Consider the following 21,234-nt stretch of genomic DNA (forward strand, 5'->3'; position numbering starts at 1 on the left):
AGGGTAACCTGGATGAGTATAAGGAAAATGGCAGGGGCGGCTGGATTCGAACCAACGCATGGCAGGATCAAAACCTGCTGCCTTACCGCTTGGCGACGCCCCTGTATCTGTTGCTGCGAACGCTTATGCGCTCGACTTCTTGACCAGACTTTGCAGCTTGCGATGCAACATCGAAACGTTGCTTCCTTTCGCCACAAACCCTGTTTGGGTCGCTGAAAGAAGGGCCAGAACTTTATCAGCTTCGGCTTTGCTTGGGAAGGCCCCAAACACACAACTTCCAGTACCGGTCAGTCGAGCCTCAGTGAATTTACCCAGTGAATTCAACGCATTGCGAACTTCCGGGTAACTCTGCTCTACCACCGGTTGGCAGTCATTTCGACTGTTTCCCTCGGGAACGGGGCGCATCTTAAGGGGGAGTGAATCACGTGTCAACTGTGGATGTGAAAAAATTTCTACTGTGCTGACAGACACTTGCGGCACCAGCACGACATACCACGGCTCTTCCGGGTCGACCGGGGTCAGTTGTTCACCCACGCCCTGGGCGAACGCCGCGTGGCCGCGCACGAATACCGGTACGTCGGCGCCCAGGCTCAGGCCCAGTGCGGCCAGGCGGTCTTCGTCCCAGTCCAGTTGCCACAGGTGGGCGAGGGCCAACAGGGTAGTGGCGGCATCCGAGCTGCCACCGCCGATGCCGCCGCCCATGGGCAGCACCTTGCTCAGCCAGATGTCGGCGCCCATCGTCGTGCCGGATTGTTCCTGCAGCTTGCGCGCGGCACGCACGATCAGGTTGCTGTCGTGCGGCACCGCCTCGATCTCGGTATGCAGGCGGATCACACCGTCGTCACGCACGGCGAAGCTCAGTTCGTCGCCGTGATCGAGAAACTGGAACACGGTTTCCAGCTCGTGATAGCCGTCCGCGCGGCGGCCGATGATGTGCAGCCACAGGTTGAGCTTGGCCGGGGCGGGCAGGGTGAGGGTTTGCATGTATCAGTGCCCCAGCTGGCGCGGCTGCCAGTCCTTGACCACCAGGGTCACGTCGAGGTTTTTGCCGTGCAGCTTCAGGCGCTCGGGCAGCCAGTAGCCGTTCTGCTCGGTGTAGCTCAGGTACTGCACCTGCCAGCCATCCTGGTCGAGGCTGGCCAGGCGGCTGTCGCCGTCCAGGGTCAGCTTGCTCTTGCTGTCGGGGGCGGGCAGGCCGCGTACCCACCAGACCAGGTGTGAGACCGGCAACTGCCAGCCCAGTTGTTCTTCCAGCAGCGCTTCGGGGCTGGGGGCCTCGTAGCGGCCCTGGTTGGCCACTTCCAGTACCACGCCGCCGGGGCGGCCGGTCAGGCGTGCGGCACCACGGCCCAGCGGGCCGGCCAGGCGAATGTCGTAGTAGTCCTGGCGTTGCAGCCAGAACAGCGTGCCGCTGCCCGAGTCGCGCGGGGCACGGATGCCGACCTTGCCGTTGATCTGCCAGCCATCGAGGCTGCTCAGCTGCTCTTTATGGGCGCGCCACTGCTGCGGGTCGCCGTGGCCCTGCAGGGCCTCGCGGCTACCGAAGCCGGCACAGCCGGCCAGCAGGGCGATCAGGGTGAAGGTAATGCAATGGCGCAGGAACATGGCGTTAGAGAGTCTCGGATCCGGTCAGGCGCAGGATGGTCTTGCGCAGGATGGGGCTGTCGGCCTGGGCTTCGAAGCCTTTGGCCCAGACCTGGCGGGCTTCGCGGCGCTTGCCGTTGGCCCATAGCACTTCGCCCAGGTGGGCGGCCACTTCGTGGTCGGGGAAGCTGGCAAAGGCCTTGCGCAGGTAGGTTTCAGCCTCGTCGAGGTTGCCCAGGCGGTAATTGACCCAGCCCAGGCTGTCGAGCACCGCCGGGTCGTCCGGGGTCAGCTGGTGGGCCTTGTCGATCAGCGCCTTGGCTTCGCTGTAGCGGGTGGTGCGGTCGGCCAGGGTGTAGCCGAGGGCGTTCAGGGCCATGGCGTTTTCCGGTTCGCGGGCGATGATGGCGCGCAGGTCTTTTTCCATCTGCGGCAGGTCGTCACGCTTTTCGGCCAGCATGGCACGGGTGTACAGCAGGTTGAGGTCGTCCGGGTAGCGCTGGATGGCTTGCTGCAGCACCTGGCTGGCCTGGGCGTCCTTGTTGTTGTTGCTGTAGCTTTCCGATTCGATCAGGAACAGCTGGATGGCGTAGTCCGGCTGGGCTTCGCGGGCATCGGCGAGCAGGCGTGAGGCTTCGGTACCACGGCCGTTGGCGATCAGGATGTCGGCCTGGCGCAGTTGCGCCGGCAGGTAGTCGGGGCCCGGGCCGACCAGGGCGTATTCACGCAGGGCGCCTGCAGGGTCGTGGCGCTCCTCGCGGATGCGGCCCAGGTTCAGGTGCGCGGCGTCGACGTTGCTGTCGCGTTCGATCAGCTCCTGCAGGTAGCCTTCGGCTTCATCCCAGTCCTTGTTCTCCAGGCACACCAGGGCCAGCGAATAGCGCAGCTCGTCGTCCTCGGGGTATTGCTGGACCAGGCTGAGGAACTCGCCCTTGGCATCGGCGATGCGGTCCTGTTCGACCAGGGTGCGGGCGTAGGTCAGGCGCAGGCGCTTGTCGTCCGGGTTGTCGCGAATCGCCCCGCGCAGCAGTGGCAGTGCTTCGGGGCCGCGGTCCAGGGCCTGGAGCAGGCGGGCGCGCAGCAGGATCGGGGCGATTTCGCCGTTTTGCGGCGGGTGCGACTCGAGCAGTTCCAAGGCTTCTTCGGCCTTGCCGTCCTGGTTCAGCAACAGGGCCTTGCCGAACACCAGTTGACCGTTGTCCGGGTACTTCACCAGCAGGCGTTCGAAGCTTTGCAGCAGGCCGTCGCGGGTGCTCTGGTCGGTTTCGGCGGCGGACAGGGCGAGGAAATCGAAATGGGTGTCGCCCTGGCCCTGCAGGACCTTTTCCATGTACGTCATGGAGTCGTCATAGCGGCCGGCGCGAGCCAGCTGGATGGCGGCGGCGCGCTGGGCGTCGAGGTTCTGCGGGTCGTTGCGGGCCCAGACCAGGGCGTTGTCCAGTGCCGGTTCGTCGGCGCCGAGGTATTCGGCAATGCGGTAGGCGCGCTCGGAAACCCCGGGGTCCTGGGTTTTCGCGGCCTGGTCGGTGTAGTTGGCCAGGGCGATGTCGAAGCGGTTGCGCTGGCCGGCCAGCTCCGCCACCAGCAGGCTATAGAGCGTGTCCTGCTTGAACGAGCCATACACCACGGGCTTTTCCGCCTCGCTCTTGCCGGCCTCGGCGACGGGGGGCTCGGCCTTTTGCGGGGCCAGGCTCTGGCAGCCCTGGAGCAGGGCGAAGGCAAGCAGCAATGCGTATGGTTTGTTCATAGAAGGCTTTAAGAGGACTCACCGGCGGTCGGAGCATGATGACACAAGCGCGGGGGCAAACCCACCTGCGAAGGTATGAAGCTGCGCTTCGCTTATGCAGACCGCGCTGTGCCCGCGGGGTTCGCCGCAGAGCCTGCCACGGCGCCCAGAACACAGAATTCTTGCTCTTGCTCTTGCTTCTAAGCGCGCGATAGTTCAGGCGCCGCAAATTGCGACTTCAGGAGGCCGAGCGAAGGGACTGCGGAGGGAGGTGACGGGCATGGATGCCCGTCAAGCGCTGAGGCCCCATGGATGGGGCCTGCAGCGCGTACTCCCGGGAGCAGGCCCGTAGCGAGGGGACCCCGAAGCGAAGCGTAGGGGCCGGATGATGGGAGCTGACGGTTTTTGGTTCCTTTTTGCCACGACAAAAAGGGACCCGCCGTAAGGGCGGAAAGGTGACTTTGCGCCGCCGTCGCGAATGAATGCCTGCTCGATGTGAATGCCCACATCCAAAAAGCCAAAAAGCCAAAAAGTTTAAGCGACGGTTTTGATATGGCGAACAGTCCGTTTGCGATGGCGACGCTGACTCACCTTTTCGCCCTTACGGCGAGTCACTTTTTGCCAAACGCGGCAAAAAGTAACCAAAAAACGCTGCGGGTATGACTCACCCAGATGGGTTACAAATCAGTTCACGCACATAGGTAACAGTCTTTAACTGGCATGGTCGGTTTTCGAGGATCTGACCATGCGGTGGCGAGAGCTAACACCTATGGACCTGAAAATGCTTTTCATCGCGGACTACCTGCAGGGGCCGCCTAGCTTCAGCGCCCTGTGTGAGGCCTACGAGATCAGTCGAAAGACCGGCTACAAATGGGTCGAGCGATACGAGAAAGAGGGCCCGGCAGGCTTGGAGGAGCGCAGCCGACGCCGGTTGACCCAGGACTGGGTTGTACCCGTCGCGGTCCGCGAGGCCATTGTGGAACTGCGCGGTCAGGGGGAAACGGTGCCTGGGCCCAAAAAAATCCAGGCAGCGTTGCAGGAGCGCTTTCCTGATCAGGCGCCCCCCTCAAAGACCGCGATCTACAACATCCTCAAGAAGGCCGAACTGATCAAGCCGCGGCGTCTACGTTAACGTGTGGCCATCTATCCCAAGCCACTGGAAAAAGCGGAGTCGCCCAATCAGCTGTTCAGTGCAGACTACAAGGGCCAGTTCCTCACAGGGGCCGGCGTCTGGTGCTATCCGTTGACGATCATGGATCACGCCAGTCGCTTCTTGCTTGCCTGTCACAGCATGGCAAACACGAACTTCCTGGAAACGCAGGCGGTATTCACTGATGTATTCCGTGAAAATGGGCTGCCTGAGCGTATCCGAACCGACAACGGCGTACCGTTCGCCAGCAAAGGACGCGCAGGTCTTTCCCAACTGTCGATCTGGTGGCTGCGTCTGGGCATCATTCCCGAGCGCATCGCACCTGGCAGACCTGAGCAGAATGGCCGGCATGAACGCATGCATCGGACACTCAAGAGCACGCTCCCATCGCCACCGGCAATGGCATGGGAGGCTCAACAACGGCACTTTGATCGGTTTCGGCAGCATTACAATTACGAACGGTTGCACGAAGCCTTGGAACAAAGAACGCCGGCGTCCTGTTATCAACCTTCGCCGCGCCCATTCCCTGAAAAGCTGCCTGAAATGATTTATCCCAGCCATATCGAGAGCTTGCCAATTGACGGTTGCGGCATCGTCAGCCGCCGAGGCTTGAGGATCTACGTAGGTTACGTACTGAAGCACCAGACCATTGGGCTGGAGCAAGTTGGAGACGGGCTCTGGGATGTTATTTTCGGTCCAATCGTCCTCGGTAGGATCGATGTGCGTGATGCCATTGAGGGCTATGTGACGCTCAAGGTGTCACCTATGTGAGTGAACTTTTATGTAACCCATGTGGGTGACCCGTACATGCGCTCCCATCATCCGGCCCCTACGCTGCGCTCCGGGGTTCCCTCACTCCGGCCTTGCTCCCGGGAGTACGCGCTGCAGGCCCCATCCATGGGGCCTCAGCGCTTGACGGGCATCCATGCCCGTCACCTCCCTCCGCAAGGCCTGCGTTCGGCCTCCTGAAGTCGCGAAGATCAAGATCAAGATCAAGATCAAAAGCCAGATCAAAAGCGGGGGAGTGAGCTGAAGTTGCCGCTGATGCTGGCCTGGAGTCGGCGATAGCCGCAGCGCTATCAGCGCAATAGCGAACGGTGGTTGTCCTGAAACCTGCGAAAGAGGACAATTATCGGCTTCCCGTCACAACCAGCGACCTTGCATGGCCTTTCTTGCACTTGGTATCAACCATAAGACTGCCTCGGTAGACGTACGCGAGCGCGTGGCGTTTACCCCAGAGCAGCTGGTAGACGCCCTGCAGCAGCTCTGCCGGCTGACATCCAGCCGCGAAGCGGCGATTCTGTCGACCTGCAACCGTAGCGAGCTCTATATCGAGCAGGACCACCTGTCCGCCGATGTGGTGCTGCAATGGCTCGCCGACTACCACCGCCTCAGCCTGGACGAGCTGCGCGCCAGCGCCTACGTGCACGAAGAGCACGAGGCGGTGAAGCACATGATGCGGGTGGCCTCCGGCCTGGACTCGCTGGTGCTCGGCGAGCCGCAGATCCTCGGCCAGATGAAGTCCGCCTACGCCGTGGCGCGTGAGGCTGGCACCGTCGGCCCGTTGCTCGGGCGCCTGTTCCAGGCCACTTTCAGCGCCGCCAAGCAGGTGCGCACCGACACTGCCATCGGCGAAAACCCGGTGTCGGTGGCGTTTGCCGCGGTCAGCCTGGCCAAGCAGATCTTCAGCGACCTGGGCCGCAGCCAGGCCCTGCTGATCGGCGCCGGCGAAACCATCACACTGGTCGCCCGCCACCTGCATGAGCAGGGCGTGCGCCGCATCGTCGTGGCCAACCGTACCCTTGAGCGGGCCAGCATCCTGGCCGAGCAGTTCGGTGCGCACGCCGTTCTGCTGGCCGACATCCCCCAGGAACTGGCCAACAGCGACATCGTCATCAGCTCCACCGCCAGCCAGTTGCCGATCCTCGGCAAGGGCGCGGTCGAGAGCGCGCTGAAACAGCGCCGGCACAAGCCGATTTTCATGGTCGACATTGCTGTACCGCGCGATATCGAAACCGAAGTCGGCGAACTCGACGACGTCTACCTGTACACTGTCGATGACCTGCACGATGTGGTGGCGGAAAACCTCAAGAGTCGCCAGGGCGCGGCCCAGGCCGCCGAAGAGCTGGTGTCGGTGGGGGCCGAAGACTTCATGCTGCGCCTGCGCGAGCTGGCCGCGGTGGACGTGCTCAAGGCCTATCGCCAGCAAAGCGAGCGCCTGCGCGACGAAGAACTGCAAAAGGCCCAGCGACTGCTGGCCAACGGCGGCAACCCCGAAGACGTACTGGCCCAACTGGCCCGGGGGCTGACCAACAAACTCCTGCACGCACCCAGCGTGCAATTGAAAAGGCTCTCGGCCGAGGGCCGCCTCGATGCGCTGGCCATGGCCCAGGAACTCTTTGCCCTCAACGAGGGCTCGACGGACAAATCCCCGCAATGAAAGCGTCGCTGCTGAACAAACTGGAAATCCTCCAGGACCGCTTCGAAGAACTCACCGCACTGCTCGGTGATGCCGAGGTCATTTCCGACCAGACGCGCTTTCGCGCCTATTCCCGTGAATACGCCGAAGTCGAGCCGGTCTACGCTGCTTATAAAGAGTGGCGCAAAGTCCAGGACGACCTCGAAGGTGCCCAGGCGCTGCTCAAGGACAGTGACCCGGACCTGCGCGAAATGGCCGTGGAAGAAGTGCGTGAAGCCAAGGAACAACTGCTGACGCTGGAGTCGCAGCTGCAACGCATGCTGTTGCCCAAGGACCCCAACGACGGCCGCAACGTGTTCCTCGAAATCCGTGCCGGCACCGGTGGCGACGAGGCGGCGATCTTCTCCGGCGACCTGTTCCGCATGTATTCGCGCTACGCCGAAAAGCGTGGCTGGCGCCTGGAAATCCTCTCCGAGAACGAAGGCGAGCACGGCGGCTACAAGGAAATCATCGCCCGCGTCGAGGGTGAGAGCGTGTACGGCAAGCTCAAGTTCGAGTCCGGCGCGCACCGCGTACAGCGCGTGCCCGAAACCGAATCCCAGGGCCGTATCCACACCTCCGCGTGCACCGTGGCAGTACTGCCCGAGCCGGACGAGCAAGCGGCCATCGAGATCAACCCGGCCGACCTGCGCGTGGACACCTACCGCGCATCCGGTGCCGGCGGCCAGCACGTCAACAAGACCGACTCGGCGATCCGTATCACCCACTTGCCCACCGGTATCGTGGTCGAGTGCCAGGAAGAGCGCTCGCAGCACAAGAACCGTGCTCGCGCCATGTCCTGGCTGTCGGCCAAGCTCAACGACATGCAGACCAGCGCCGCGCAGAACGCCATCGCCACCGAGCGCAAGCTGCTGGTCGGCTCGGGTGACCGTTCCGAGCGCATCCGTACGTACAATTATCCACAGGGCCGGGTGACCGACCACCGCATCAACCTGACCCTGTACTCGCTGGACGACATCCTCGCCGGCGGCGTGGAGGCGGTGATCGAACCACTGCTGGCCGAATACCAGGCCGATCAACTGGCCGCCCTGGGGGACTGATGACCATCATCGCCAGCCTGCTGCGCAACGCGCAGTTGCCAGAATCGCCCACCGAGCGGCTGGATGCCGAGCTGCTGTTGGCTGCGGCCATCGGCAAGTCGCGCAGCTACCTGCACACCTGGCCCGAGCGAATCGTCAGCAGCGAAGATGCCGAGACCTATGCCGCCTACCTGCAGCGCCGCCGTGGCGGCGAACCGGTCGCCTACATTCTCGGGCTGCAGGGCTTCTGGAAGATCGACCTGGAGGTGGCGCCGCATACCCTGATCCCGCGGCCGGATACCGAGCTGCTGGTCGAAGCCGCGCTTGAACTGCAACCCGCCACGCCGGCCAAGGTCCTCGACCTTGGCACCGGCACCGGCGCGATTGCCCTGGCCCTGGCCAGCGACCGCCCGGCCTGGCAGGTAACTGCAGTTGACCGGGTGGAGGAGGCCGCCGCCCTGGCCGAGCGCAACCGCCAGCGCCTGGGCCTGGCGAACGCCCAGGTACGGCTCAGCCACTGGTTCGACAGCCTGGCCGGCGAGCGTTTCGACCTGATTGTCAGCAACCCGCCCTACATCGCCGCCGCAGACCCGCACCTGGTCGCCGGTGATGTACGCTTCGAACCCAGCAGCGCGCTGGTGGCCGGCGCCGATGGCCTGGACGACTTGCGCGTGATCGCTGCCCAGGCCCCCGCGCACCTGGTACCGGGTGGCTGGTTGCTGCTGGAACACGGCTACGATCAGGCAGCGGCGGTGCGCGCCCTGCTGGCTGAACAAGGCTTCATCGAGGTCGCCAGCCGCACGGACCTGGGCGGCCATGAACGCATTACCCTGGGGCGCCTGCCATGCTGAGTGATCAGGAACTGCTGCGTTACAGCCGGCAGGTATTGCTGGCCCAGATCGACATCGACGGCCAGTTGCGGCTCAAGCAGAGCAAGGCGCTGATCGTCGGGCTCGGTGGCCTTGGCTCGCCAGTCGCCTTGTACCTGGCCGCTGCCGGGGTGGGTGAGCTGCACCTGGCCGACTTCGACACCGTCGACCTGACCAACCTGCAACGGCAGGTGATCCACGACAGTGCCAGCGTCGGCATGAGCAAGGTCGATTCGGCCTTGCAGCGCTTGCAGGCGATCAACCCTGAAATCAGCCTGGTTGCCCATCGCCAGGCTCTGGACGAGGACTCGCTGGCGGCAGCGGTGGCAGCGGTGGACCTGGTGCTGGACTGCTCTGACAATTTCGGTACCCGCGAGGCGGTCAACGTCGCCTGTGTCGCGGCTGGCAAGCCGCTGGTCAGCGGTGCGGCGATCCGCCTGGAAGGGCAGTTGTCGGTATTCGACCCACGGCGTGACTACAGCCCTTGCTACCACTGCCTGTACGGCCATGGCAGCGAAGCCGAACTGACCTGCAGCGAAGCCGGTGTGATCGGCCCGCTGGTGGGCCTGGTGGGCAGCCTGCAGGCGCTGGAGGCGATGAAGCTGCTGGCCGGGTTCGGCGAGCCGCTGGTCGGCCGCCTGCTGCTGATCGATGCTCTAGGCACTCGTATCCGCGAACTGCGGGTCAAGCGCGACCCGGCCTGTGCGGTCTGCGGCAAGCGCGATGGCTGAGCGCTCGGCGCCGGTCGGCGTGATGGATTCCGGAGTCGGCGGCTTGTCGGTGCTCGCAGAGATCCAGCGCCTGCTGCCCAACGAGACGCTGCTTTACGTGGCCGATTGCGGGCACATACCCTACGGCGAGAAGTCGCCGGACTATATCCGTGAGCGTCTCCGACGCATTGCTGCGTTCTTCCATGAGCAGGGCGCCAAGGCCATGGTACTGGCCTGCAATACCGCCACGGTGGCGGCGGTGGCCGACCTGCGCGAGTTGTACCCGACCTGGCCGCTGGTGGGCATGGAGCCGGCGGTGAAGCCCGCTGCCGCCGCCACGCGCTCGGGCGTGGTCGGTGTGCTGGCCACCACCGGTACCCTGCAGAGCGCCAAGTTCGCCGCCTTGCTCGACCGCTTTGCCAATGACGTGCAGGTCATCACCCAACCTTGCCCGGGCCTGGTCGAGCTGATCGAGACCGGCGACCTGGCCAGCCCGGCGCTGCGACAGCTGCTGCAAGGTTATGTGCAGCCGTTGCTGGCCGCTGGCTGCGACACGTTGATCCTCGGCTGCACCCATTACCCCTTCCTGCGCCCGTTGCTGGCCGGCATGGTGCCAGCCGACGTGGCCATCATCGACACCGGTGCCGCAGTGGCGCGCCAACTGCAGCGGCTGCTGGGCGCGGATGACCTGCTGGCCGATGGGCCAGCCCGGGATACCCGCTTCTGGACCAGTGCCGATCCGCAATCACTCAGACAAATCCTACCTTTGCTGTGGCATAAGTCCGACAGTGTGCAAAGCTTTTCATTGTGAAAAAAATGTGAAAAGAAGCTGAACTATCGTACCACTGCCGTTTTCTATCGCTTTGCCTGACATGAGGCGGATACCAATAACAGCAAAGAAGGATGTTGCTCATGAAGAAGCTGCTTGGCTTGGCGGCGGCTGCCGTCTTCACCCTGGGGCACTCACTGGCGGCGCAGGCTGCCGACGTTTCGTTTTCGGTGGGGCAGACCGGTGACTCGACCATGGTCTATCGGTTGGGGCTGCAATCGAATTGGGACGCTAGCTGGTGGCAGACCAGCGTCGGGCGCCTGACGGGGTACTGGGATGGGGCCTACACCTATTGGGATGGTGACGAGACCGCGAGCAACCATAGCCTGTCGTTCGCGCCGGTGTTCGTCTACGAGTTTGCCGGGGAGTCGGTGAAGCCTTATATAGAGGCGGGGATTGGCGTGGCGGCATTCTCCAGCACCGAGCTGGAAGACAACGAGCTGGGCTCGGCATTCCAGTTCGAGGACCGTATCGGCTTTGGATTGCGCTTTGCCGGTGGGCATGAGATTGGCGTGCGGGCTATTCACTATTCCAACGCAGGCATCAAGCAGCCCAACGATGGGGTGGAGAGCTATAGCCTGCATTACCGCATGGCGCTCTGAGCTCTCCTGTGCCGGCCTCTTCGCGGGTGAACCCGCTCCCACAGGGGGGGCTTACATAGCTTGAGATCTATGAGCTACCTGGGGGAGCAACTGTCTTGCTCCATTACTCAGGCTACCTCATCACCTTGGAGGAGCAGCCTTGTGCTGCGAAGAAGCCATTGCTGCAGAAGAACATCTGCTGCCCTACTGCCCTCTTCGCAGCACAAGGCTGCTCCTACAGGTTATGCGCATGACTTCAAGCCGATGCGGTCGAGGTGGGAGCCGGCTTGCCGGCGATAGGGCCGGAACGGTCACCACATCGATTACTTGAGTGGCAAAGGCCACAGGCTAGTCAGATCCAAAGCCTCCAGCACAAGCTCGGGCTCCCTCTGCGGCCACCGCCGCAGCAGCTCTTCTGCCGCATTCTGCGGCGTCCACGCCTCCGGTATCGCCTGCGCCGGTGTCACAGGTGTCTTCAACGACTGCGGCGCCACCACGGTCAGCTCAACCCCCTGCGCCTTCAACGCCTGACGCTGCTCGCGCATCCACTGCGGCATGTTGTTCCAGCCCGCAGGCGCCTGCGTCGGTGCATGCAGCTGCAGCGCCGAATAACGGTTGAACACCGCCATCACCTGGGGTGAGTCACCCTTCGCCAGCAAAGGCAGCGCTTTGGCCAGGCAATGCTCGCCGGCCAACTGGTTGTCAGTGACGATCGCCTCGAACAACTCGCTGTCCGCCACATCGTCCGCCAGGTAATCGCTGGTACCGGCATTGATGATCAAACCGTCCAGCGCGCACCAGGCATGGCATATCTGCTGGCTGGCCTGGGCCGCCTGGTGTTCTTCGTGCAACTGCCACGGCAAGCGCAACAGCTGGCTGCCATAGCGTGCGGCCAAGGCATCCAGTGCCTCGCCATGCCTGCCGCTTGCAGCTACCCGGTGCCCTTGCTCGAGTAACCCTTCCACTAACGCCAGGCCTAGTCCATTGCCTGCTCCCGTCACCCAGATACTGCGTGCGTTGTTCAAGATGCTGCCCTCTGATCCTGCCGGCGCGGGAGGTTCTTGAATGCCTCCAGTGCGCGCTGACGACTGCTGTCGAGATCGACAATTGGACTGTGATAGGAATATCTAGCAAAAAGATCGGCCGACTTCACAGGGAAATGAATGGCTTTTTCATCCAGCCCCTGCAATTCCGGCAGCCAGTGCCGAATGAAACGCCCCTGCGGGTCGAAACGCTGCGACTGTGAAACCGGGTTGAAGATGCGGAAATAGGGCACTGCGTCGGTGCCAGTGGACGCGCTCCACTGCCAGCCACCGTTGTTGGCGGCCAGGTCGCCGTCTATCAGGTGGCGCATGAAATGCCGCTCGCCCTTGCGCCAGTCGATCAACAGGTTCTTGCTGAGGAACATGGCCACGATCATGCGCAGGCGGTTGTGCATCCACCCGGTATCCAGCAGTTGGCGCATGGCGGCGTCGATGATCGGGAAGCCGGTCCGGCCCTGTTCCCAGGCTTCGAGGTCGGCCGGTGCATCACGCCAGGGCAGGGCTTCGGTCTGGGCGCGGAAGGCGCGGTGACGCGAGACCTGTGGATAACCGGTCAGGATGTGTTTGTAGAATTCGCGCCAGAGCAGCTCGTTGATCCAGGTTTGCACGCCGCTGCTACCGCTGTCGAACTCGCCGCGGTTGCTGGCCAGGGCGCCGTGCAGGCACTGGCGCGGCGAGATCACGCCTGCGGCCAGGTAGGCGGAGAGCTGGCTGGTGCCGGGCTTGGCAGGCAAGTCGCGCAGCTGTTGGTAGTCGTCGATGGTTTCGTCGAGAAAACGGGTCAGCCGCGCCTGCGCTTCAGCTTCGCCGGCCGGCCAGTGGTCGCGCAGTGCTTGCGCGGGTTTTTCGAAGCCGTCCACGTGCTGGGGGATCGGGTCGCTGCTGACCTGCAGCGGTGCCTGGCATTTCACCCGCTGGGCCAGGGCGGGGAGGCCGCGGTGCAGGTGCTCCAGGCAGTTCTTCTTGAACTGGCTGAACACCTGGAAGTAGTCGCCGCTGCGGGTAAGGATGGTGCCTGGGCGAAACAACAGCTGGTCGAGGTGGCTGTGGGCCTGGATGGACGACTTTTCCAGCAGTGCGCGGGTGGCGTCGTCGCGACGTTGCTCGTTGATGCCGTACTCTTCGTTCCAGTGCACGCTTTGCACCTGATGTTGGCGGCACACATCGAGTACGGCCTGTGGCGCCTGGTCCCAGGTGTCGATCCTGCGTATCAGCAGGGGGATGTTCAGGCGCTCCAGCGACTGGCGCAGGTCGCGCAGGTTGCGCAGCCAGAAGTCGACTTTGCAGGCGGCGTCGTCGTGGGCCAGCCATTGCCCGGGGCTGACCAGCCACAGGGCGAGGGCCGGGCCGCGTTCGCTGGCGGCGCTGAGCGCGGTGTTGTCATCGATGCGCAGGTCGCTGCGCAGCCAGGTCAGGTGCATGGTGCGGTCATCTCTCCAGGCTGGCGGTCATGGGCTTGCAGCAAACGCAATGCCGCCTGAGGGGTATCGAACAGGGCAAGGTTGGGCAGCCTGAGGGCACGCAGCCGGGCTTCGTGCAGCGCCAGCATCGGCCCGCCGGCAAGGGTCGGCACGGGCAGGTTGGACAGGGTGCGTTGCAGCGCCTTGTCATCGATGCGTGGCCCCAGGTGCAGCAGCACGGCGCGCGGCTTGAGCATGGTTACGGCGCGTTGCAGGTGCGCGCCGGCAATGGTGTGCTCCAGTACTTCGACTGGCAGGCCGTTGCTGGTGAACAGCCAGGCGCACAACCACAAATCGGGGCTGAAGGTGTGTTCGCTGTCTTCGGTCAGCAAGATGGCAGGGCCTTGCAGCAACTGGTTGTCGTGGTAGACCCGGGCGCCCAGCTTGCTGCGCAGCCAGCTGTGGAAAAACACCTGCTCCAGCCGTGCATTGAAATAGTTGCGCCAGCGCAGGTCGAGGAGGTCGAGCAGTGGCAACAGCAATTGCTCGCACAGGGTGACAGCCGGGTACAGGGCCATCGCCTGGTTGAGCTGCTGGTCGAGGGCGCGCTGCGACAGCGTGGCGATGGCCTCGACCAGTTGGAACTGCCGGGCTTGCCAGTCGCCTTTCGGTGGCGTGCTGGCCGGTTTGTCGAGCAGCTCGCGTACCTGGCCGACGGAGGCGCCGCGTTGCAGCCAGGCGAGGATCGCTTCGACGCGTTCGACCTGCTCCAGCGGATACAGGCGATGGCCCTTGGCGGTACGCTGGGGCTTGAGCAGGCCATAGCGGCGCTCCCAGGCGCGCAGGGTGACGGGATTGACGCCCGTGCGGCGAGCCAGCTCGCCGATGGGCAACAGGATTTCAGACGGCATTGCGCAGGCCCAGGCGCTCGGGGTGCGGCTGCAGGTAGGCCTGCTGCTGCAGATACGGGTCGGGGTGCTTGCGCAAATGGTGCTTGAGCAGGGTCAGCGGCACTACCAGAGGCACCACGCCTTGCTGGTATTGGCCGATGATGGCTTGCAGCTCGGCTTTGTCCTGCTGTGTGAGGGTGTCCTTGAAGTAGCCGCTCAGATGCTGCAGCACGTTGCAATGAGTGCCACGGCTGGCACAGCGACGCAGGGCCTGCATCAGCTGGCTGAAATAGCGCGGGCCGATGCTTTGCGGGTCATCATCCTTGCTCATGCTGCCGAGCAGGCGCCCGAGGCTGCGGTAGGCCTGCGGGTTGTTGGCCATCAGCAGGTACTTGTAGCGCGAGTGGAACCGCACCAGGGCGCCACGGCTCAGGCCTTCGGCCAGCAGGCGCTGCCAGTCGGCATAGGCGTACACACGGCTGATGAAGTTCTCGCGCAGCACAGGGTCGTGCAGGCGGCCTTCTTCTTCCACCGGCAGGTCCGGGCGCCGTGCGCAGAACGCCTGGGCATACACGCCCCGTCCACCGTGAAAGGCCGGGTGGCCATTGTCCTGGTACACCTTGACCCGCTCCAGGCCACAGGAAGGCGATTTCTGCATGAAGATGTAGCCGCAGATATCGTCGAGTTCGGCTGCCATTTGCTCGCCGTAGTTGCGCAGCGGGCCGGTCAGGTCCATGCCGGGGTTACGGGTGCCTACCACTTCCGGCTGCTCGGGGTTGCCGACCAGTCGGATCGGGTCGCGCGGCACGCCCAGGCCGATGGCCACCTCCGGGCACACCGGCAACCAGTCGAAATGTTCCTCGAGTTGCATACGGCACAGGTCGGAGGCCTTGTGGCCACCGTTATAGCGCACGCTGTGCCCGGTCAGGCAGGCGCTGATGGCGATACGCGGCTTGCTGTGGGCAAATGAGTCGTGCATGGGCTGCCTCCAAAAACCTGTACGAGACTAAAAAATTGTACAGGTTCATTCCAGCACAGCCCGGAAGTTATGCAAACCAGTTTTTTTGTATAACCCTACATCACTCGAGGTGTTCGAGCAGCCGACGCGCCGCTTCCTGGCCACTGAGCCAGGCGCCCTCGACACGGCCGGACAGGCACCAGTCGCCGCAGGCGTACAAGCCTTGGTCAGCATCGGCCAGTGCGCCCCATTCATGGTTGCTGCTCGGGCGGGCATAAAGCCAGCGGTGGGCCAAGGCAAAAGTAGGTGCCGGCACCACGCAGCCGACCAGTTCGGCGAACTCGCCCCACAGCTGTTCGATCACCTCTTCCTTGGGCAGGTCGATGTGTTGCCGGCTCCAGTCCGAGGTGGCGTGCAGTACCCAGGTGTCGAGCTGCTCGTCACGCCCGGGCTTGCTGCGGTTGCGCGCCAGCCAGTCGAGCGGGTTGTCCTGCACGAAGCAGCCTTGCATCGGGGTTTCCAGCGGGGTCTGGAAGGCCAGGGCGACGGCCCAGGTGGGCTCCATCTGCACACCGGCGGCCACGGCAGCGAGCTTCGGGGTAGCGGCCAGCAACGGCGTGGCCTGTGGTGCCGGCACGGCGATCACCACGCGGCTGTATGGGCCGTGGCTGCAGCCTTCGGTGTCCTGCAGGTGCCAGTACTGCTTGCCGCGGAACACTTCGGCGATGCGGCAGCCGAAATTGACCGTCACATCCTTGAGCAGGCCGCGGGTGATTGCACTCATGCGCGGCACGCCCACCCAGCGTGTCTGCTCGTCGGGTGAAGGGGTGAGTTCACCATCGCGGTAATTGTACAGCTGTGGCTTCCATTGCTCGGCCCAACCAGCGGCAACCCACTGCTGTACCTGCTCGACAAAGCGCCGGTCACGGGCGGTGAAATACTGGGCGCCGAGGTCCAGCGCGCCAGCTTCGCTGCGCTTGCTGGCCATGCGACCGCCACTGCCGTGGCCTTTGTCGAACAAATGCACGGATTGCCCGGCCTTCTGCAAGGCCTGGGCGGCTGACAGACCGGCGATACCGGCCCCGATGATGGCAATAGGTACTGTCATGATGGCCTCTTCAAACCTTGCTGTAAGCAGACTACGCTGTCAGGCAAACCTGTACAATGCTCAAATGTTGTATAAGGTTATTCCGTGTTGGCAGGCAGGTTGGCCTATGTTTATCCGAGAGCGTCGGGTCAAAAAAGTGCCTTGATGTTAAAAATAGACCACCGCCGCATTCTGCGAGGACACAGCCATGCATATATTGCTGACAGGCGGCACCGGGTTGATTGGCAAGCACCTGTGCCAGTACTGGCTCGGCCAGGGTCATCGCTTGACGGTGTGGAGTCGGCGACCTGAGCAGGTGCCGAAAATTTGTGGGAACGGCGTGCGTGGCATTGCCCGCCTGGAGCAACTGGAGGCGGATGATCACCTGGACGCAGTGATCAACCTGGCCGGTGCGCCGATTGCCGATCGGCCCTGGACGGCGGCCCGGCGCAACCTGCTGTGGGCCAGCCGCGTCACCCTCACCGAGCAGCTGCTCGCCTGGCTGGGCAGCCGCGAGCAGCGCCCGGAAGTGCTGATCTCCGGCTCTGCGGTGGGCTGGTATGGAGACGGTGGCGAACGCGAGCTGACCGAGGCTTCACCGCCGGTGCGCGAAGATTTTGCCAGCCAGCTGTGCATTGCCTGGGAAGAGACAGCGCTGCGTTCCCAGGCCCAGGGCATTCGCGTGGTGCTGGTGCGTACCGGGTTGGTGCTGGCCAGTGATGGCGGCTTTTTGTCGCGCCTGCGCCTGCCCTTCAAACTGGGGCTGGGCGGGCCTTTGGGCGACGGGCGGCAGTGGATGCCTTGGGTCCATATAGAAGACCAGGTCGCCCTGATTGATTTTCTCTTGCAGCACAAGGATGCCAGCGGTCCTTATAATGCCTGCGCCCCGGAGCCGGTGCGCAACCGCGAGTTCGCCAGGCGCCTTGGCCGCACCTTGCACCGGCCGGCGCTGCTGCCAGTGCCGGCACTGCTGCTCAAGGCCGGGCTGGGTGAGCTGTCGACCCTGCTGCTCGGCGGGCAGCGCGCCCGCCCGGTACGCTTGCTGGCGGCAGGCTTCACTTTCCGCTTCAACGATTTGCAATCGGCCCTGGACAACCTGTCCAGCCGCCTCTGACATAGGACGCTGCATGACCGATCACGCCCTGCTGCTGGTCAACCTGGGTTCCCCGGCCTCCACCTCGGTGGCCGATGTGCGCCGCTACCTCAACCAGTTCCTCATGGACCCGTACGTGATCGACCTGCCCTGGCCGGTGCGGCGCCTGCTGGTGTCGCTGATCCTGGTCAAGCGCCCGGAGCAGTCGGCGCACGCCTATGGCTCGATCTGGTGGGAGGAGGGCTCGCCGCTGGTGGTGCTGACCCGTCGCCTGCAGGCGGCGATGGTCGAGCACTGGCCCCATGGCCCGGTGGAGATTGCCATGCGCTATGGCCAGCCGGCCTTGCCCGAGGTGCTGGAGCGCCTGGTGGCACAGGGTGTGCGCAAGGTGACCCTGGCGCCGCTGTACCCGCAGTTCGCCGACAGCACGGTGACCACTGTGGTGGAACTGGCCAGGCAGACGGTCAATGAACGCCAGTTGCCGTTGCAGCTGCGCGTGCTGCAGCCATTCTACGAGCACCCGGACTACATCGAGGCATTGGTCGCCAGCGCCCGGCCTTACCTGGAGCAGGATTACGATCACCTGTTGCTGAGCTTCCATGGCTTGCCGGAGCGCCACTTGAAGAAACTGGACCCTACCGGCAAGCATGACTTCCAGGCGGCCGATTGCTGCAAGGATGCCAGTGCCGACATGCGCGCGGTCTGCTACCGCGGGCAGTGCCTGGCAACGGCCAGGGCCTTTGCACAGAAAATGGGCATACCCGATGGCAAATGGTCGGTGTCGTTCCAGTCACGGCTGGGGCGGGCCAAGTGGATCGAACCCTATACCGAGGCGCGGCTGGACGAGCTGGCCAAGGCCGGGGTGAAGAAGCTGCTGGTAATGTGCCCGGCGTTCGTGGCCGATTGCATCGAGACCCTGGAAGAGATCGGCATGCGCGGGAGCGAGCAGTTTGTCGAGGCCGGCGGGCAGGAGCTGGTGCTGGTGCCTTGCCTGAATGATCACCCGGCGTGGGTGAAGGCGCTGGCGGGGATGTGCGAAAAAGCCTGACTTTCAGGTTGCCTGTACCGGCCCTATCGCCGGCAAGCCGGCTCCCACAGGTATTCCACAGTTCTCGAAATCTGTGGGGTACCTGTGGGAGCTGGCTTGCCGGCGATAGGGCCAGATCAGGCTAAAGCCGGATCAAGGCAACTGATCATCCAGCTTCTTGTGCTTCCAGCCATCATTGCCCGGCAAGATCAGGTTCAGGGCGATTGCCACGATGGCGCACAGGGCGATGCCCTTCAGGCCCCAGTCATCCGGGCCATCACCGCTGCCGATCAGCACGCCGCCAATACCGAACACCAGGGTCACCGACACGATCACCAGGTTGCGCGCTTCGGCCAGGTCGATCTTGTGGCGGATCATGGTGTTCATGCCCACCGCCGCGATCGAGCCGAACAGCAGGCACAGGATGCCACCCATCACCGGTACCGGGATGCTTTGCAGCAGTGCGCCGAACTTGCCGATGAAGGCCAGGGTGATGGCGAAGACCGCCGCCCAGGTCATGATCTTCGGGTTGTAGTTCTTGGTCAGCATCACCGCGCCGGTCACTTCGGCATAGGTGGTGTTGGGCGGGCCGCCGAACAGGCCGGCTGCGGTGGTGGCCAGGCCATCGCCCAGCAGGGTGCGGTGCAGGCCGGGCTTCTTCAGGTAGTCGCGGCCGGTCACGCTGCCGACCGCGATCACGCCGCCGATGTGCTCGATCGCCGGTGCCAGGGCAACCGGGACGATGAACAGGATGGCCTGCCAGTTGAACGCTGGCGCGGTGAAGTTGGGCAGCTCCAGCCACGGTGCGGCGGCGATCTTGGCAGTGTCGACCACGCCAAAGGCGAACGACAGGGCAAAGCCTACCAGCACGCCGGCAATGATCGGCACCAGACGGAAGATGCCCTTGCCGAACACGGCGACGATCAGCGTTGTCAGCAGGGCCGGCATCGAGATCATCATGGCGGTCTTGTAGGGCAGCAGCACACTGCCGTCACCGGCCTTGCCCATCGCCATGTTGGCGGCGATCGGCGCCATGGCCAGGCCGATGGAGATGATCACCGGGCCGATCACCACCGGCGGCAGCATGCGGTCGATGAAACCGGTGCCTTTGATTTTCACCATCAGGCCCATGAAGGTGTACACGAAACCTGCGGCCATCACGCCGCCCATGGTCTCGGCCAGGCCGAACTGGCCCTTGGCGAGGATGATCGGGGTGATGAAGGCAAAGCTCGAGGCCAGGAACACGGGTACCTGGCGGCCGGTTACCAGCTGGAACAGCAGGGTGCCGATACCGGCGGTGAACAGCGCGACGTTCGGATCGAGGCCGGTGATCAGTGGCATCAGCACCAGCGCGCCAAATGCCACGAAGAGCATCTGCGCGCCCGAAACGACCTGGCGCCAGAGCGGGTCGTTGAAGCCGTCCTGCATGGTCAGGCGTCCTTTTGCTTGGTGCCGAAGATCTTGTCACCGGCATCGCCCAGGCCCGGCACGATGTAGCCGTGTTCGTTCAGGCGCTGGTCGATCGAGGCGGTGTAGATCTGCACGTCCGGGTGGGCTTTTTCCACCACTTCGATGCCTTCTGGCGCGGCGACCAGGACCATGGCGCGGATCTCTTTGCAACCGGCCTTCTTCAGCAGGTCGATGGTGGCGACCATCGAACCGCCGGTGGCCAGCATCGGGTCGATGATCAGGGCCAGGCGCTGGTTGATGTCCGGCGCGAGCTTTTCCAGGTAGGTGTGGGCTTCGAGGGTTTCCTCGTTGCGGGCAACGCCGACGGCGCTGACCTTGGCACCCGGGATCAGGCTGAGCACGCCGTCGAGCATGCCGATGCCGGCACGCAGGATCGGCACCACGGTAATCTTCTTGCCGGCGATTTTTTCAACTTGCACCTTGCCGCACCAGCCGTCGATCTCGTAGGTTTCGAGCGGCAGGTCCTGGGTGGCTTCGTAGGTCAGGAGCGCGCCGACTTCCTGGGCAAGTTCGCGAAAATTCTTGGTGCTGATATCGGCACGGCGCATCAGGCCGAGCTTGTGGCGGATCAGCGGATGGCGGATCTCACGAGTGGGCATAGGGGGGCTCCGAAAGGCGGGCAAAAAAACCGCGCTAGATTAATCTATTCAGCCTGTGCTGTCGTCTGGTCATTCTGGACGTTAGTCCATAAATGCTTGATCTGTGACGAGCGGATGCGTACCTTTGCCCGCTTTTCCAAAATGCACCCCCCGGAGAGCGCCATGTCCGCCGATCTCGAGCATATCCGTCAAGTCATGCGTGAAGCTGACTGCCTGTACACCGAAGCCGAAGTCGAAGCGGCCATCGCCAAAGTCGGCGAGCAGATCTGCAAGGACCTGCACGACAAGAACCCGGTGGTGTTCTGCGTGATGAATGGCGGCCTGATCTTCTCCGGCAAACTGCTGACCCACCTGCAGTTCCCACTGGAAGCCAGCTACCTGCACGCCACCCGCTACCGCAACCAGACCAGCGGCGGTGAACTGTTCTGGAAGGCCAAGCCCGAAGTGTCGTTCATCGACCGTGACGTACTGATCGTCGATGACATCCTCGACGAAGGCCACACCCTCAGCGCCATCATCGAGTTCTGCAAGCATGCCGGTGCGCGCTCGGTGCACACCGCGGTACTGATCGACAAGGACCATGACCGCAAGGCCAGCCCGGAGCTCAAGGCCAACTACGTGGGCCTGCCCTGCGTCGACCGCTACATCTTCGGTTACGGCATGGACTACAAAGGCTACTGGCGCAACGCCAACGGCATCTTCGCCGTAAAGGGGCTGTGA

The 21,234-nt window shown here is 63.7% G+C and carries 19 protein-coding genes, 1 tRNA gene and 1 pseudogene; 10 read left to right on the plus strand and 11 right to left on the minus strand.

What is annotated here, in order from left to right:
* Nucleotides 1–28: 28 nt before the first annotated feature.
* From ABX298_RS14610 to ABX298_RS14625, 4 genes are all read right to left on the minus strand, one after another.
* Nucleotides 29–103: transfer RNA gene (locus ABX298_RS14610), tRNA-Gln, on the minus strand.
* A gap of 20 nt (nt 104–123) precedes the next feature.
* On the minus strand, nt 124–984 hold the full coding sequence (ispE, locus tag ABX298_RS14615) for a 4-(cytidine 5'-diphospho)-2-C-methyl-D-erythritol kinase (protein WP_075043753.1): 861 nt from the start codon (nt 982–984) through the stop codon (nt 124–126).
* A 3-nt stretch (nt 985–987) separates the two neighbouring features.
* Complete coding sequence (lolB, locus tag ABX298_RS14620; RefSeq protein WP_075043754.1) at nt 988–1,605, minus strand: lipoprotein insertase outer membrane protein LolB; 618 nt, start codon at nt 1,603–1,605, stop codon at nt 988–990.
* 4 nt (nt 1,606–1,609) lie between these two features.
* Nucleotides 1,610–3,331: a tetratricopeptide repeat protein gene (locus tag ABX298_RS14625; RefSeq protein ID WP_085617357.1), complete on the minus strand. Its 1,722-nt coding sequence runs from the start codon at nt 3,329–3,331 to the stop codon at nt 1,610–1,612.
* Between the two features lie 724 nt (nt 3,332–4,055).
* Here ABX298_RS14625 and ABX298_RS14630 point away from each other — a divergent pair.
* The 7 genes and pseudogenes from ABX298_RS14630 (at nt 4,056) to ABX298_RS14660 (ending at nt 10,968) form a co-directional block, all read left to right on the plus strand.
* Nucleotides 4,056–5,231 (plus strand): annotated as a pseudogene (locus ABX298_RS14630) (integrase core domain-containing protein).
* A 391-nt stretch (nt 5,232–5,622) separates the two neighbouring features.
* Nucleotides 5,623–6,900 (plus strand): glutamyl-tRNA reductase, encoded by a 1,278-nt coding sequence (gene hemA / locus ABX298_RS14635; protein ID WP_025337683.1) that lies wholly within the window; start codon nt 5,623–5,625, stop codon nt 6,898–6,900.
* The gene (prfA, locus tag ABX298_RS14640) at nt 6,897–7,979 is read left to right on the plus strand and encodes a peptide chain release factor 1 (protein ID WP_013970909.1); all 1,083 of its coding nucleotides are present in this window, start codon (nt 6,897–6,899) and stop codon (nt 7,977–7,979) included. Before hemA ends, prfA begins: the two co-directional genes overlap by 4 nt.
* Nucleotides 7,979–8,809, plus strand: coding sequence for a peptide chain release factor N(5)-glutamine methyltransferase (prmC, locus tag ABX298_RS14645; RefSeq protein WP_137162982.1), 831 nt, complete (start codon nt 7,979–7,981; stop codon nt 8,807–8,809). Before prfA ends, prmC begins: the two co-directional genes overlap by 1 nt.
* A complete protein-coding gene (locus tag ABX298_RS14650; RefSeq protein ID WP_025337684.1) occupies nt 8,803–9,558 on the plus strand; it encodes a molybdopterin-synthase adenylyltransferase MoeB in 756 nt (251 codons plus the stop codon). The genes prmC and ABX298_RS14650 overlap by 7 nt, the downstream gene beginning before the upstream one ends.
* Entirely contained in the window at nt 9,551–10,348 is a 798-nt protein-coding gene (gene murI, locus ABX298_RS14655) for a glutamate racemase (protein ID WP_025337685.1), read from the plus strand. The genes ABX298_RS14650 and murI overlap by 8 nt, the downstream gene beginning before the upstream one ends.
* A 101-nt stretch (nt 10,349–10,449) precedes the next feature.
* A complete protein-coding gene (locus ABX298_RS14660) occupies nt 10,450–10,968 on the plus strand; it encodes an acyloxyacyl hydrolase (protein WP_025337686.1) in 519 nt (172 codons plus the stop codon).
* A gap of 302 nt (nt 10,969–11,270) precedes the next feature.
* On the opposite strand, the gene ABX298_RS14665 is transcribed toward ABX298_RS14660, so the two are convergent.
* The 5 genes from ABX298_RS14665 to ABX298_RS14685 form a co-directional block, all read right to left on the minus strand.
* The gene (locus ABX298_RS14665; protein ID WP_286101032.1) at nt 11,271–11,972 is read right to left on the minus strand and encodes an SDR family oxidoreductase; all 702 of its coding nucleotides are present in this window, start codon (nt 11,970–11,972) and stop codon (nt 11,271–11,273) included.
* Nucleotides 11,969–13,411, minus strand: coding sequence for a deoxyribodipyrimidine photo-lyase (gene phrB / locus ABX298_RS14670; protein WP_367393291.1), 1,443 nt, complete (start codon nt 13,409–13,411; stop codon nt 11,969–11,971). The genes ABX298_RS14665 and phrB overlap by 4 nt, the downstream gene beginning before the upstream one ends.
* Complete coding sequence (locus ABX298_RS14675) at nt 13,402–14,301, minus strand: MerR family transcriptional regulator (protein ID WP_317408957.1); 900 nt, start codon at nt 14,299–14,301, stop codon at nt 13,402–13,404. The genes phrB and ABX298_RS14675 overlap by 10 nt, the downstream gene beginning before the upstream one ends.
* Nucleotides 14,291–15,259 (minus strand): DUF523 and DUF1722 domain-containing protein, encoded by a 969-nt coding sequence (locus ABX298_RS14680; protein WP_025337690.1) that lies wholly within the window; start codon nt 15,257–15,259, stop codon nt 14,291–14,293. The genes ABX298_RS14675 and ABX298_RS14680 overlap by 11 nt, the downstream gene beginning before the upstream one ends.
* 100 nt (nt 15,260–15,359) lie before the next feature.
* The gene (locus ABX298_RS14685) at nt 15,360–16,346 is read right to left on the minus strand and encodes an NAD(P)/FAD-dependent oxidoreductase (RefSeq protein WP_075043761.1); all 987 of its coding nucleotides are present in this window, start codon (nt 16,344–16,346) and stop codon (nt 15,360–15,362) included.
* 187 nt (nt 16,347–16,533) lie between these two features.
* Between ABX298_RS14685 and ABX298_RS14690 the strand changes: the two genes are divergently transcribed.
* Both ABX298_RS14690 and hemH read left to right on the plus strand, forming a co-directional pair.
* Entirely contained in the window at nt 16,534–17,439 is a 906-nt protein-coding gene (locus ABX298_RS14690) for a TIGR01777 family oxidoreductase (RefSeq protein WP_317408958.1), read from the plus strand.
* Nucleotides 17,440–17,452: 13 nt separating this feature from the next.
* Nucleotides 17,453–18,466 (plus strand): ferrochelatase, encoded by a 1,014-nt coding sequence (gene hemH, locus ABX298_RS14695; RefSeq protein ID WP_075043762.1) that lies wholly within the window; start codon nt 17,453–17,455, stop codon nt 18,464–18,466.
* Nucleotides 18,467–18,598: 132 nt separating this feature from the next.
* Here the strand turns inward: hemH and ABX298_RS14700 are convergent, their stop codons facing one another.
* Both ABX298_RS14700 and upp read right to left on the minus strand, forming a co-directional pair.
* Nucleotides 18,599–19,873 (minus strand): uracil-xanthine permease family protein, encoded by a 1,275-nt coding sequence (locus ABX298_RS14700; protein ID WP_025337694.1) that lies wholly within the window; start codon nt 19,871–19,873, stop codon nt 18,599–18,601.
* Between the two features lie 2 nt (nt 19,874–19,875).
* Nucleotides 19,876–20,514 (minus strand): uracil phosphoribosyltransferase, encoded by a 639-nt coding sequence (gene upp, locus ABX298_RS14705; protein ID WP_011532223.1) that lies wholly within the window; start codon nt 20,512–20,514, stop codon nt 19,876–19,878.
* A 162-nt stretch (nt 20,515–20,676) separates the two neighbouring features.
* Between upp and ABX298_RS14710 the strand changes: the two genes are divergently transcribed.
* Nucleotides 20,677–21,234 (plus strand): hypoxanthine-guanine phosphoribosyltransferase, encoded by a 558-nt coding sequence (locus ABX298_RS14710; RefSeq protein WP_003256346.1) that lies wholly within the window; start codon nt 20,677–20,679, stop codon nt 21,232–21,234.

The sequence above is a fragment of the Pseudomonas sp. X4 genome (assembly GCF_040784925.1).
In the GTDB taxonomy this organism is placed as follows: Bacteria; Pseudomonadota; Gammaproteobacteria; order Pseudomonadales; family Pseudomonadaceae; genus Aquipseudomonas; species Aquipseudomonas putida_Z.